This window comes from Micromonospora vulcania, assembly GCF_042658605.1.
GTDB lineage: Bacteria > Actinomycetota > Actinomycetes > Mycobacteriales > Micromonosporaceae > Micromonospora > Micromonospora vulcania.
On the sequence record NZ_JBHSQS010000004.1, the window covers coordinates 284,005 to 296,553 of the forward strand.

The following is a 12,549-nucleotide window of genomic DNA, read 5'->3' on the forward strand; positions in this document are numbered from 1 at the left end:
CGAGCAGACAACAGGAGGTCATGTGAGTCACGTGCTTGCCCGGTTGAGCGGTCATCACCTGACGCTGGTGCCGTATTGGCCCTACCGCTTCGTGCGCGTACCCGACGATCCGAGCGCGGTCGAGGTGACCAGGTGGATGGCGGACGGGCCGCGTGCGACGGTCGTCCGCCCGGGGGACGGCATCGCGGGCACGGATGTGGTCGAGATCAGCGACGGTCCGGGCCACGATGACTGGCAGATCGAGACCTCGGTGTTCACCTCCTGCTGGCCACGGGGGTTCACTCTGGAGTCGCCACAGGATCCCGCGGACCGTACGCCCTTCTATCTCTTCGGGCCGGGTGACGGCCTGATCTTCCCGCAGGGGCCGGTGCCAGCCGAGCGGTTCGCCGCTCCGGACGCTCTCGTGGGGCCGGGGCAGGCCATCGGCGGGCGACGTCAGGTCGGGGACGTCGAGGTCGTGGAGCTGACCTACCAGCACGACGGCCAGACGTGGTGGCAGGCGCACTGGCTCGTCCCGGTCAGCAACGGGCGGACCCTGTTGGTGACCGCCCAGGCACCGACGCCGGAGTGGGATTCCACGCGTACGGCAGCCGAGGCCGTGGCCACAAGTCTCACCTGAGCTGTCGACGGCCGGCCCGTGCCCTGCCCGCCGAGCAACTTCTCCGGCAGTAACGCCGCGAGACGATCCTCCTCAGCCCGCCGCCCCTCCGGGAGGCGGTACAGCCCTGACTCGTGCGCGAGATGCGGGATGTGAAGAAGCCGCTGTTGCCACGAAACGGACGCACCGCTGGGATCCGGGTCGTAGATGGATCAAGATTGGTTGTCCTGCCTGCGTCGGTTGTCCGCTCCAGGAAGGGAGATGTGGTGCCGGAGTCTCTGGAGACGATCACGCTCTGGGTCCACCCGGATCTTCCGTCGGCCGATGCCCGGCGCTCGCTGGCGTCCTGGCTGCGGTCCGAGGACCGGCTTCGCGAGAAGGTCGCCGCGGCCAATGGGCCGACCGCGCCACCCGACCAGCAGGCCGCGGACGTCGCCGACGGGCTGCTGGTCGCCACCGACGGTGGCGGCGACGTCATGGTTCTGGTGCAGGCCGTCGCCGGCTGGTTGACCCACCGCCGCGACGACGTGACGGTGCGGCTCGCCCGCGCCGACGGGTGGTCGGCGGAGTTGGACGTACGCGGCGCTCGTGACATGGGCCAGGTGACCGCGCTCATCGAGGCCGCGCTGCGTGGCTCGGCGGAATAGCCGTACCAGGCGAACCCGGCGCGTCGGTCAGGTCCGCCTGCTCCAGGACCCGCAGGTGTCGGTTGAGGTTGCCGTCGGTCAGCCTCAGCTCGTACACCCCCTCCCGGTCATCGCTGCCCCTGTCGAGGTGACGCGGCGCCGCGTCGGCGTCAGTGGATGACCGAGATGTGTACGTGATCCATGTGCTGCAGGGTCGCCGGATCGCCGGGGCTGGGGTTGGCGCACTGCGCGGCGGTCAACGCCGAGTTGCAGTAGTACTCCCAGCGTGGGTTCGACGACTGGACGTTGTAGATGCGCGCGTACCAGATGACGTACTTGACCCGCAGGGCGGCGGCGTTGCGGACGGCCCAGTCCGCCATGGCGTCACCCAGGGCCTTGTCGCCTCCGGTCGCGATCGCGCCGACCCCGGCCGCGAAACAGTCCGCCGCGTTGCCGCTGTAGTGATCACTGCCGTTGATGTGCCCGCTGCCGGAGCCGTCGGCCTGGCCGCCGCAGAAGCGTGGATCGTGGGCGGCGTTGAGCTGGTTGACCACGTACTGCATGCGCGGGGTCCAGCCGATCGTAACCTCCGACGGCCCGTACGGGTTCGGGCTCACCGTCCCGCCGCCGCGTCGTCCGGACCAGCCGTGGAACTGCCACTTGCTGAGCTGGGACTGGTTGAGGGCGGTGCCGGTCTGCATGGCGAAGGTCCGCAGGTTGCTGCTGGCCGAGAGGACGTGGATGGCCGTGCTGTTGCTCCCGGCGTCGCGGGTGTTGATGGCGGCGAGATCGGCACGGCCGTCGCCGTCGTAGTCGGTGGTGGTGTATTGCCAGACGGCCAGGTCGCTGGCGGGCAGTGGGGTGAGGCTGTGCAGAAGGAAGCCGTGCAGGTTGTCGGCGGCGTTCCAGATGTGGGCCGCGGTGTTGCCTCCATCGCGGGTGTTGATGCCGTAGAGGTCGGCTCGGCCGTCGGCATTGTGGTCGCCGACGGCGAACTGCCAGACGGCCAGGTCTGAGCCGCCCATGGCGGTTAGTTGTGCGTGCAGAAGGAAGCTGTTGAGGTTGTTGGCGCCATCCCACACGTGGGCGGCGGTGTTCTGGCCGTTGTTGTCGCGGGTGTTGATGCCGTAGAGGTCGGCTCGGCCGTCGGCGTTGTAGTCGCCGACGGCGAACTGCCAGACGTCGAGGTTGGCGCCGCCCATGGCGGGTAGTTGGACGTGCAGCAGGGCGTTCTGGAAGTTGGAGGCGCCGCTGAGGACGTGTGCGGCGGTCTTCTGGCCGTTGGTGTCGGCGGTGTTGACGGCGAACAGGTCGGGTAGGCCGTCGGCGTCGTAGTCGCCGAATCCGAAGGTCCACTGGTTGACGTCGGTGGGGCCGAGGCTGGTGGCGGCGTGGACGGTGAACGACTGGTAGTTGCCGCTGCGGCTCAGGGCGTGGACCTCGGTCATCCCCGATCCACCGTGGGTGTCCACCGCGAACACGTCACCCACACCCACCGACACCGCGGCGAAGACCGGTGCCGGCGGTGCCCCCAGCACCCCGGCGACGGCCGTGGCGACAGCGAGGGCGATCGTCCACCTCGCGCCGTGGGTGGACCGTGCTGCACTGATCGTCGTCATCGGCTGACGTCCTTTCTGCGACGTGCCGGCGAATCAATTTGGATCCGTCAATGACTTAGGAAAAGTACCGGCGGCGGGTCGCTGTGTACATGTGGCTGGCATACACAAGTCCCAATGCGTGGGGTGGCCCGCGACAAGTCGGAAACGGCGCATCCTACCCACGTCGTGATCGGCCAGCAGGTGCTTGCGCAACCCGCCGTCGGCGTACGGCACAGGGCTTTAGCATTCGTACGCTGTCCGGTGCACCCCCCCCCGAGCCGGAGATCGCACCCAGGGATCAGCCGACGGAGGGAGGCCACCGCGATGGCCGGATCAATGGCGTTGTTCGATGACGTACGACAGGTCGACGCCGGTGCCCTGAACATCGGGTACGTGGACGCGGGCCCGCCGGACGGTCCAGCCGTGCTCCTTCTGCACGGCTGGCCGTACGACATCCACAGTTTCGTCGAGGTCGTACCCCTGCTGACCGGGGCGGGTCACCGGGTCGTCGTCCCGCACCTGCGCGGCTACGGCACGACGCGGTTCCGGGCCGACGACGCGGTGCGCAACGGGCAGGCGTCCGTCCTGGCCGTGGACCTCGTGGCACTCATGGACGCCCTCAAGATCGAGCAGGCGACGCTGGCCGGGTTCGACTGGGGCGCCCGTACGGCCGACATCGTGGCCGCGCTCTGGCCGGAGCGCTGCCGTGCTCTGGTCGCGGTGAGCGGCTACCTGATCGACAGCCAGGAGTCCGGCAAGAAGCCGCTGCCGCCGAAGGCCGAGTTTTCCTGGTGGTACCAGTACTACTTCGCCACCGAACGCGGCCGGGAAGGGTACGACAGGAACCGCCGCGACTTCGCCAAGCTGATCTGGCAGACGGCCTCCCCGAAATGGCGGTTCGACGACGCGACGTTCGAGCGCAGCGCGGCCTCGCTCGACAACCCGGACCACGTCCGCATCGTGATCCACAACTACCGGTGGCGGCTCGGCCTCGCCGTCGGCGAGCCGCAGTACGACGAGCTGGAGAAACGGCTGGCCGGCAAACCGAAGATCACGGTGCCCACCATCACCCTCGAAGGGGACGCCAACGGCGCACCGCACCTGGATCCCGGCGTCTACGCCAAGCAGTTCTCCGGTCCGTACGAGCACCGGACCATCGGCGGCGGCGTCGGGCACAACCTGCCACAGGAGGCACCCCGGGCCTTCGCCGACGCGGTGCTACAGGTCAGCCCCTAGCCTCGGTGTTCCGGCCCGGCGGGGCTGGGCGCTCGATCCGGGTCGGATCGCCGCGTACGAGGTCGTCGTGGACGCGCCAACGGGCGGTGGTGACGGCACGCTGGGCATCCTCGTCGCCGTCCTCAAGGCGCTGACGCAGCAGCCGAAGGGCGATGCGGCGGTTCAGACTGAACTGCCGCTCCTCGTCGACCACCACCACGATGCCCGAGGGGCGGTGGGTCGCCCGTACCGCCGTGCTGGCCTTGTTGCGGTGCTGGCCGCCGGGGCCGCCGGTACGGCAGGCGACGACGTCGACGTCCGCCGATGCCCCGGCGGTACGGGCTGGGCGCCTGCCAGCACAGGGTCCCGGTCCACGAGGCGGCGAAACCCTCGGCCTCGGCGCCGGAGATCTCGACCAGGACCGACCGGTAGGTGCCGGGTCGGTCTCCGGGCACGGCCCGGACCCGGAGGGTACGCACGGACCGTCGAAGGGCGTCGTCCTCCAGACGGCGCAGCAGTTGCGCCAGCGCCCAGGCACACTCCTGCGGGCCACGCCCCGCGGACAGCAGCAGGTGGACGCTCATGCCCTGCCCCGCTTGCGACGCTGGTCCCGGCGGGCGGGGCCGGGCGTGGACCCCCGGTCGGGCGTCTTGTAGGTCACCAGCGGGGTCGTGGTGGCGACCGGGGTGGCGAGGCCGTGCTGGACGAGATCGGCGATCACCTGCTCGATCCGCTTGTACGCCCCGGGTGCCTCCTCGAAGAGCAACTGGCGGTCGCCGCACACCACCAGCGACCCCACGGAGGTGCGGCGCAGTTCCTCGACGGTGTGCTTGGCCCGACCCCGGCGCAGGGCATCGGCGCGCGACATCTTGCGCCCCGCACCGTGCGCGACCGAGTGGTTGGCGTCCGACCCGGCGTGCGCGGCCACGAGATAGGAGGCGGTGCCTCGCGTCCCGGCGATGAGCACGTCCCGGTCGTCACCCGGCGCCGCGCCCTTGCGGTGCAGGTAGACGCCGTCCCGGACCTCGACCAGGTTGTGGCACTGGTCGACGATCGGCTCGGTGGGCTCGGCGCCGAGGGCGTGCGCGACCCGGGCGGCCATCAACCGCCGGTTGAGCGAACCCCAGCGCACGGCCGCGTCGTGCATCGCCAGGTAGGCCGCCGGGTCGGGGGCCGGCCCCGCGCCGTGGACCTCGGTGTGTGCCCGCAGGATCCGTTCCCCCAGGCCACGGGAGCCACTGTGGACGATGAGCACGAGATCGCCGTCGGTGAGCCCGAGACGAGTCGCGTGCTCCGCCTCGAACACCGTCTCGACGCGGGCGAGCTCGACGAAGTGGTTACCCCGGCCGACCGTACCGAGGCCCTCCAGGTGGCCGGCGGGAACGTCGTCCGGTACGACGGCCCACGCCGGGTCGTCGGCGTCCTGCTCGGGGTCCAGTGCGCGGTCGAGGTCGGGGAAACGGGCGGCGAGCCGTTCGGGTACGGCGCGCTTGAGCCGGATGGGGAACACGGCGATGCCGCAGCCGATGTCGGAGCCCACCAGGAACGGGTACAACACGGTCGACGCCATGGCGGCGCCGATGGGTGCGCCCTTACCCGGGTGCAGGTCCGGCATGGCGGCCACGTGGATCATGCCGTCGAGGGCGGCGACCTGTTGGCACTGCGCGAGGGCCGCGGACTCGACCCAACTCGCCGGTGAGGCGAACACGGACACGGTGGCAGGGGTGGAGTGGTGCTGAGACAACGATGCTCACTTCTGAACGGACGCAGGAACGGACGACAGGGCCGCCGGGCTGTGCCACGGGGCCGCGATGCAGGGAGGTGTCCGTCAGTACGTCATGGGCACCACTCTGGCGAAGCCCACTGCGCACGGCAACCGACTTTCGGCGGCGTCGTACGCTGCCGCGATGAGCGCACCACGTCGCATCCTGGTCTACGGGGTGTACGGCGCCGGCAAGTCCACCCTCGCGCAGCGGCTGGCCGGGCACCTCGGGCTGCCGTGGTATCCGGTGGACGATCTGCTCTGGCAGCCGGGCTGGGTGGAGGTGCCGGTCGCGCAGCAGCGCAGCCGGATCGAGGAGATCTGCCGACGGGATCGCTGGATCCTCGACGGGGCGTACCACGGCTGGCGGGACGTACCGCTGGCCCGTGCCGACCTGGTGGTCGGCCTGGACTACCCACGGTGGTGTTCGTTCTGGCGGCTGCTGCGTCGGACTGCGCGGCGGCTGGTGACGGGCGAGGAGATCTGCAACGGCAACCGCGAGTCATTGGGCAGCGTGTTCTCTGCGGACTCGATCCTGGTGTGGCACGTGGGCGCGTTCGGTCGAGCGCGGCGGCGGATGCGCGCCTGGCAGAGCGACCCGTCCGCGCCGCCGGTGCTGTTGTTCAGCTCCCCGGCCGCCCTGGACGCCTGGCTGACCGACCTGCCCCCGTGGCCGGCGCGGGCCGATGGCCGTCGAGCGTCGGGCGAGTAGGGCATCACCTGCCATAATGGCGGCCTTGGGCATCCGAGAGGACCGCACATGAAGCCTGTGGAGGCACACGTACGCGAGTCGGTGACCGCCTTCCTGCGCGACTACGCGCGGGCCGTCGAAACCGGCGACAACGCGGTCATCGCCGCGAGTTACGCCGACACCTACATCGAGGGTGACCCGAGCGCGGCCACCGCGATCACGAACGACGCGCAGTACCGGGTGGCGCTCGACCAACGGCAGAAGGCGATGACCGAGCAGTTCGGTCTGGCCGCCGCCCGCGTGACCGTTTCGGACGTCCTCGATCTCGCGCCCGGATACGTGCTCGTGCCCACCCAGTGGACGCTGGACTTCGAGCCACCCGAGGGTGAGGCGGTCAGCGCGCAGTTCGCCCAGACCTACGTCGTACGCCTGGGTGACGGGCAGCCGCAGATCCTGCTCTATCTCTCGCACGAGCAGGAGGAGGACGTCATGCGGAAGCTGGGCCTCACCGGCTGAGCCGACCAGGCACTCCCGACCACTAAGCCCTGGTCAGGCGGCGACTGACGGTAGCGCGACAGCTGTCGGATGGCTGATCGCCGCTGGTCAGTGGGTACGTGATGATCCGGTCATGCTGACCGGGCGTGACGGCCTGCTTGCGGAGGCCCGTACCGCGCTGGTGCGGGCCGACGGCGCCGTGCTGCTCGGTCCGCCCGGCGTCGGGCGTACCGCCCTGGCCCGGGCGGTCGTCGCCGACCTGCCGCCCCGGCTGTTCGCCGAGGTGTGGATCACCGCCACCGAGGCGAGCAAGGAGGTGCCGTTCGGCGCACTCGGCCGGCTCCTCACCGGCGGTCACCCGGCCCTGCACCCGGCCCTGGTGCACAGCACCGTCCTGGCCGCCCTGGCGGAGCGGTGCGGCTCCGGCCGTACCCCGGTCCTGGTCGTCGACGACGCCCACCTGCTCGACGGGCCCTCCGCCGGAGTGCTGCTCGGTCTCGTCCAGGCCCGCGCGGTCCGTGCGTTGGTCACCGCCCGGTCCGGCGTTCCGGCTCCGGACGCGGTCGTCGCGCTGTGGAAGGACGCGGGGTTGTCCCGGCTGCTGGTGCCACCCCTGACCGAGGATGCGGTCGGCGCGTTGGCGCGGGAGCGGTTGGCCGGCCCGGTCAGCCGATCCACCACCGAGCTGCTGTGGCAGTGGACCGGCGGGCTGCCGCAGCTGGCCGCCGCGTTGATCGACCACGGACGGGACGTCGGTGCGCTGGTGCGCGACACCGACCAGTGGCGGTGGCGGGCCGGTCTGGCGGTACCCGTACAGGTGGCTGACCTGCTCGACCGGGAGCTGGACCGGGTCGGCCGTTCCGGTGAGGACGCCCTGGCGGCCCTGGCCCTCGGCGGGCCCCTGCCGCTGTCCGTGGTGGAGGAGGCCGCGTCGCCCGAGTTGGTGGCCGATCTCGAACAGCTCGGCATGGTACGCAGCGAGCAGAGCGACGAGCAGGTCCTGGTGCGGCTACGCCATCCGATGCTCGGCGCCGCGGTGCGTCGCCGGATGTCTCCCGCACGGCGTCGGCGGGTGTCCGCCGCGCTGCTGGCCAACTCCCGGCGCGCACCGTCGACCCGAGGGCCGTACGCGATGGCCAGTGCGCTGTGGGCGGTGCACGCCGGGCAGCCGGTCGGGCCGCAGGAACTGATCCGGTCGGCGAGCCTCTGCCTGTACGCCGATCCGGCCGCCTCGGAGCAGCTGGCCAGGCGGGCCTGGGAGCGCGGCGGTGGAGCGCGGGCGGCGATCGCGCTCGGCTCGGCCCTGGTCGAGCAGGGCCGCACCGCGGAGGCGTACGAGGCGCTGGTCGCGGCCGGACGGCACGCCGAGGCGACCGGTGACCCTGCCGCCCAGGTGACGGTGGGGGTGGCCCTGGCCGGGCATCGGGCCTGGGTCGGGCGTGAGCCGCGACGGGCGTACGACGACCTGCGCCGGTTGCGCGCGGACGCCGAGGCGGCCGGTGACCTGGCCGGACGGGCCGAAGCCGCGGCGGTCGCCGTGCTGGTCCAGCTGTTCGGCGGTCAGGCCGCGCGGGCGTTGGCGGGTGCTCGGGACCTGCTTGAGCAAGCACCTCCGCCCGGCGCGCAACTGCGGGTCACGTTGGCGTCGGTGGCCGCGCTGGTGCTGACCGGGCGCACCGAGGAGGCGGTACGGGTGGGCCGCGCCGTCGTCGAGGCGGTCGAGAGGGCCGGCTCGTCGGCGTTGCCGTACGCCCGTGGCATGGCCGGGGCGGCGCTCGCGCTGGCCGAGTTGTGGCGCCAGCCCACCCCGACCGGCCCGGTCACGGACCCGGCGGCCGGGCGGTGGCCGCTGCCCCCGGATCCGCTCGTCTCGGGTCTGTCCCATACGGCGTGGCCGGTCTTCGACGGGTACGCCCAGCGGGTCAGCGGTGACCGGGCCGGCGCGATCAGCCGGCTCCGGGACGCCGTAGCGCAGCAGGCCGGCGGTGAGGGGCTGTTCCGCTCCGAGGCGAGCGGCTGGCTCGCGGTCACCCTGGCCGAGGACGGCCGCCCGGACGAGGCCGAGACGGTGTTGCGCGAACATCCCGTCGACGAGGTCGCCCTGGTGCCGGGTCTGGGGCCGTGGGCTCGGGCCGCGGTGGCGGTGGCGTCCGGCCGGCGAGCACGTGCGGGGGAGTTGATGGACGAGGCGATCGTCGTGGCCCACGCCTCCGGTTGCTGGCTCGTGGAGCTGGGCTATCTCATCTACGCCGCACACCTGGACCCGGTCGCCGGCCCGGCCCGGTACGCGGACCGCATCGCCGAGGCCATTGGCCACGTGGACGCCGAGCGGCTGGTCACCGCGGGCCGGGCGGTGATCGCGTTGGCCGGACGCAACCCGACGGTGATGCTGGAGCACGCCCACCGCCTGATGGACATGAACATGACCGGCGAGGCGTTGAAGGTGGCCGACGAGGTCGGCCGGCGCGCCGGGACGGCCGACAGTGCCCGGCTCGCCGTCGACCTGCGTACCCGCCTGCGGGCGGCGGTGCCCGGCGATCCGGCGAGGGTGGCGGGTCTGACCGTGCGGGAGGCGCAGATCGCCGGGTTCGCCGCCCGTGGGCTGTCCGACCGGGAGATCGCCGAGCAGTTGGTGCTGTCGGTGCGTACCGTGCAGACACATCTGGGTCGGGCCTACCGCAAGCTCGCGGTGACCTCGCGGCGGGAGCTGTCCGACGCCTTGCGGCTGGCGGCCTGAGTGACGTAGGGGCGGCCGTGACGCCTTCGGGCGTCACGGCCGTCCCCGACCGCGGACACGTCAGGTGTTCTTCGTGTAGCAGGTGATCTTGCCGTTGGAATCCTCCTGGCAGCTCGCCCCCTTGGCGCCGAGGATGTTGATCGCGCCGACCAGGAAGGTGATTCCCAGGCCGGTCAGGATTCCCTTCCCCACCGTCTTGGCCAGCTCCTCGAAGTTGGCGGTGACGTCCAGCCGGAACGTGACCGGCGCGTACCGGATCTGTTCCCACAGGGCGGCGATACGCGGATCGTGGCCGGTGATGCTGAAGTCGTCGCTGCTGTGCTCGTCGGTCACCCGCCCGGTCGCGACGGCCACGAAGACGTTCCTGTTCTGGTCCACCACGTTCGGCCCGGCGGCGAAACTCCAGCTGTGGCTGAGGAAACCGTTCTCGTGCACGTGGCCCTGGAACCAGTAGTGACCGTCGCTGGCCATCCGCAGCCAGGCCGTGCCCTTGACGCTGGACGGCAGCAGGCTGCCGGAGAACGTCTGACTGAAGGTCTGGTCCAGCCGCTCCATCGTCACCCTGGTCGACCCGGCCGGCTGCCCGACCTGCGCCCCGACGTGCCGCAGCGTCAGCGGCGCCTGAATGTCGAGGTACTGGGCGGCGGCGGTCCGCACGCTCGTCATGCCGTCACTCCCTCGACTTCCACATGTGCACGGTCCCGTTCTCGTCCTTGTAGGCGTGGACCTTGCCCGGCTGGCCGAAGAACGCGACCCACCCGGCGACCACCGCACCGACGATGACCAGCGGGATCCACTTCAGGATGTTGCCGATCAGCTCGGCCACGTTCATCGTCACGCTCAGCCGGAAGTTCACGCTGGCGTTGTTGAGCTGATCCCAGTACTGCGCGATCCGCGGATCGTGCCCGTGCTCGGCGAAGTCGTCGCTGCTGTGGTTGTCGGACACCTTGCCGTTGGCGGAGAAGACGAAGGCGTTGCCCTCGCCGTCCACGAAGCTCGGCGTGGCGACCATCGACCAGCTGTGCGAGACGGCGCCGTTCTCGTGCACGTGCCCCTCGAACATGTAGAAACCGTCGCTGAACAGCCGCAGCCATGCGCTGCCCTTCACGCTCGAGGGCAACAGGCTGCCGGAGAACCACTCGCTCGACGTCTGGTCCAGCTGGACGAGCAGCCGTCGGGTCGATCCGCTGGGGTGACCCAGCTCGGCACCGACCGTCCGTACCGTCGTCGGGGCCTCGAACCGCAGGTACTTGCCGGCCGCCTGGCGCAGGCTGGTCATGACGTGGTCACCAGGATCGGCACCAGCGCGCGACCGGTCGGCAGCGGGCCCAGCGCCTTGCCCAGGATCGCCCCGACCGCCTTGAGTGGGTCAGCGACCCGCATGGCGTGCCCCCGGGTGGGGGAGGTGGTCAACAGGTCGCCGGGGCGCACCGCGCCGTGGGCCGCGTCGACCAGGCAGTACACCTTGCCGGCCAGGGCCAGCGGCCGACGCTGGTCGCTGTCCGGCCGCCGGTCCAGCACCATCGCCGGGGCGAAGCTGCCGGCTCCGGAGACCACACCGGCCACCGCCGAGTCGTACGGCTTGTCGGCCAGCTCCAGCGCGCCGGTCTCGCCGATCACCAGGACCGCGCCGGGGATCGCCGCGTGCAGGTGACCGTCGGCGACGTCGAACTCCTCGGCCAGATCCGCGTTGCTGAGCGAGATGTCACCGTGCACACCATCGATGACCACGGTGTACGCCCGGGTGTCGGGATTGGCGAAGGACATCGAGCTCTGGTCGCCGCTGATCCCGACCGTGTACGTGCGGGTCTTGCTGTGGCAGAACTTGATGTGGTTGTTGGTGCCGTCCAGGTCCACCTGGTTCGCCGCGACGATCTTGGAGCTGACCGTGTTGGCGGCGGACATGTTGGTCGCGGTGACGCTGGGGCTGTTCAGGTTGTTGGCCGCCCACAGGTCGCCGGTGGTGCCGTTGAGCAGCAGCTTGTACTGCCGGGTGTCCGGGTGGGCGAAGGACATCGAGCTGTGCTCGCCGTCGATGCCGACCGTGTACGTGCGGGTCTTGCTGTGGCAGAACTTGATGTGGTTGTTCGGGCCGTCCAGGTCGACCTGGTTGGCGCTGAGGCTGCGGCTGTTGACGTTGTTGGCCGCCCACAGGTTGCCGTTCTGCCCGTCCAGGATCGTGGTGTAGGCGCGCTTGTCGTTTGCCAGGCTGATCGAGCTGGTGTCGCCGTTCATCCCGATCGTGTACGCGCGGGTCTTGAAGTTGGTGAGCACCAGGCCGTTCTGGGCGCCGTCGAGCACGACGGCCCGGGCGGCGACGGTGTCGGCCGTGATCGTGGTCGGTGGCGCGGGAGTCGGGGTGGTCGGCGCAGCCTGGGCGTCCCCCTTGGCGGCCGGAGTGGCCGTGGCCGGTGGTCCCTCGGCGCGCTGCGCCTGCTCCGTCTGGCGGCTCTGGTCCGGCGCCTTGACCGGCGGCGGCATCGGCGCGGCGGTGTCCGCCCGTGCCGGCGCGTCGTCCTGGGTGGTCCGCTGCGGCGGCGTGGTCGGTGCGGTGGTGGTGGGCCGGGCGATCGCCTCGGCGCTGTCCGGGTTGCTGGCCTTCGCGGCCTCGTTGCTGGTCATGCGTCCATTGCACCGGCCAGCCGGCCGCAGATCGTCCGTAGTCACTACGTAGGTTGCTCGACCCGACTACGCAGTGGCCCGTGTGCACGAACCGTCCGACCCGGTCAGGGTAGAACGATTGGCCGAGCTGTGGGGCCCGGCCGGCAGGTCCCGGCCGGGCCCTCAGTTCAGGAGGTACGTGTTCGACGGCGGGCGAGGAAGAACG

Annotated in this window: 11 protein-coding genes and 1 pseudogene; 6 read left to right on the top strand and 6 right to left on the bottom strand. The window is 71.1% G+C overall.

Annotated features, from left to right (window positions below; translation table 11 throughout):
• The first annotated feature begins 22 nt into the window (after window positions 1-22).
• Entirely contained in the window at window positions 23-619 is a 597-nt protein-coding gene (locus tag ACFQGL_RS08320) for a hypothetical protein (protein ID WP_377507877.1), read from the top strand.
• A gap of 245 nt (window positions 620-864) precedes the next feature.
• On the top strand, window positions 865-1,245 hold the full coding sequence (locus ACFQGL_RS08325) for an effector-associated constant component EACC1 (RefSeq protein ID WP_377507880.1): 381 nt from the start codon (window positions 865-867) through the stop codon (window positions 1,243-1,245).
• 149 nt (window positions 1,246-1,394) lie between these two features.
• Here ACFQGL_RS08325 and ACFQGL_RS08330 read toward each other — a convergent pair whose 3' ends face one another.
• Window positions 1,395-2,843 carry an FG-GAP repeat domain-containing protein gene (locus tag ACFQGL_RS08330; protein ID WP_377507883.1) on the bottom strand — a complete coding sequence of 483 codons (1,449 nt, stop codon included), beginning with the start codon at window positions 2,841-2,843 and terminating at the stop codon, window positions 1,395-1,397.
• Between the two features lie 303 nt (window positions 2,844-3,146).
• On the opposite strand from ACFQGL_RS08330, the gene ACFQGL_RS08335 reads away from it, so the two are divergent.
• Entirely contained in the window at window positions 3,147-4,058 is a 912-nt protein-coding gene (locus ACFQGL_RS08335; protein ID WP_377507886.1) for an alpha/beta fold hydrolase, read from the top strand.
• Here ACFQGL_RS08335 and ACFQGL_RS08340 read toward each other — a convergent pair.
• Together ACFQGL_RS08340 and ACFQGL_RS08345 are read right to left on the bottom strand one after the other, a co-directional pair.
• Window positions 4,048-4,621 (bottom strand): annotated as a pseudogene (locus ACFQGL_RS08340) (peptide chain release factor-like protein). The gene ACFQGL_RS08335 and the pseudogene ACFQGL_RS08340 sit on opposite strands and share 11 nt — an antisense overlap.
• Window positions 4,618-5,781: an RNA ligase RtcB family protein gene (locus tag ACFQGL_RS08345; RefSeq protein WP_377507889.1), complete on the bottom strand. Its 1,164-nt coding sequence runs from the start codon at window positions 5,779-5,781 to the stop codon at window positions 4,618-4,620. The pseudogene ACFQGL_RS08340 and the gene ACFQGL_RS08345 overlap by 4 nt, the downstream one beginning before the upstream one ends.
• A gap of 163 nt (window positions 5,782-5,944) precedes the next feature.
• Between ACFQGL_RS08345 and ACFQGL_RS08350 the strand changes: the two genes are divergently transcribed.
• From ACFQGL_RS08350 to ACFQGL_RS08360, 3 genes are all read left to right on the top strand, one after another.
• Entirely contained in the window at window positions 5,945-6,511 is a 567-nt protein-coding gene (locus ACFQGL_RS08350; RefSeq protein WP_377507892.1) for a P-loop NTPase family protein, read from the top strand.
• Window positions 6,512-6,559: 48 nt separating this feature from the next.
• Window positions 6,560-7,006, top strand: coding sequence for a Cif family virulence factor (locus tag ACFQGL_RS08355; RefSeq protein WP_377507894.1), 447 nt, complete (start codon window positions 6,560-6,562; stop codon window positions 7,004-7,006).
• A 112-nt stretch (window positions 7,007-7,118) separates the two neighbouring features.
• Window positions 7,119-9,722, top strand: coding sequence for a LuxR C-terminal-related transcriptional regulator (locus ACFQGL_RS08360; RefSeq protein WP_377507897.1), 2,604 nt, complete (start codon window positions 7,119-7,121; stop codon window positions 9,720-9,722).
• 60 nt (window positions 9,723-9,782) lie between these two features.
• On the opposite strand, the gene ACFQGL_RS08365 is transcribed toward ACFQGL_RS08360, so the two are convergent.
• From ACFQGL_RS08365 to ACFQGL_RS08375, 3 genes are read right to left on the bottom strand one after another with little or no spacing between them, the layout of a single operon-like run.
• The gene (locus tag ACFQGL_RS08365; RefSeq protein WP_377507900.1) at window positions 9,783-10,388 is read right to left on the bottom strand and encodes a hypothetical protein; all 606 of its coding nucleotides are present in this window, start codon (window positions 10,386-10,388) and stop codon (window positions 9,783-9,785) included.
• Window positions 10,389-10,392: 4 nt separating this feature from the next.
• Window positions 10,393-11,001, bottom strand: a complete 609-nt coding sequence (locus ACFQGL_RS08370; RefSeq protein WP_377507903.1) for a hypothetical protein — start codon at window positions 10,999-11,001, stop codon at window positions 10,393-10,395.
• Window positions 10,998-12,344 (bottom strand): hypothetical protein, encoded by a 1,347-nt coding sequence (locus tag ACFQGL_RS08375; RefSeq protein ID WP_377507906.1) that lies wholly within the window; start codon window positions 12,342-12,344, stop codon window positions 10,998-11,000. Before ACFQGL_RS08375 ends, ACFQGL_RS08370 begins: the two co-directional genes overlap by 4 nt.
• Window positions 12,345-12,549 lie beyond the last annotated feature (205 nt).

Bases quoted from the DNA above. Each gene is read 5' to 3' on its own strand.
- ACFQGL_RS08330 (WP_377507883.1), bottom strand. From the start codon at position 2,843: ATGACGACGATCAGTGCAGCACGGTCCACCCACGGCGCGAGGTGGACG.
- ACFQGL_RS08335 (WP_377507886.1), top strand. From the start codon at position 3,147: ATGGCCGGATCAATGGCGTTGTTCGATGACGTACGACAGGTCGACGCC.
- ACFQGL_RS08350 (WP_377507892.1), top strand. From the start codon at position 5,945: ATGAGCGCACCACGTCGCATCCTGGTCTACGGGGTGTACGGCGCCGGC.
- ACFQGL_RS08355 (WP_377507894.1), top strand. From the start codon at position 6,560: ATGAAGCCTGTGGAGGCACACGTACGCGAGTCGGTGACCGCCTTCCTG.
- ACFQGL_RS08360 (WP_377507897.1), top strand. From the start codon at position 7,119: ATGCTGACCGGGCGTGACGGCCTGCTTGCGGAGGCCCGTACCGCGCTG.
- ACFQGL_RS08365 (WP_377507900.1), bottom strand. From the start codon at position 10,388: ATGACGAGCGTGCGGACCGCCGCCGCCCAGTACCTCGACATTCAGGCG.
- ACFQGL_RS08370 (WP_377507903.1), bottom strand. From the start codon at position 11,001: ATGACCAGCCTGCGCCAGGCGGCCGGCAAGTACCTGCGGTTCGAGGCC.
- ACFQGL_RS08375 (WP_377507906.1), bottom strand. From the start codon at position 12,344: ATGACCAGCAACGAGGCCGCGAAGGCCAGCAACCCGGACAGCGCCGAG.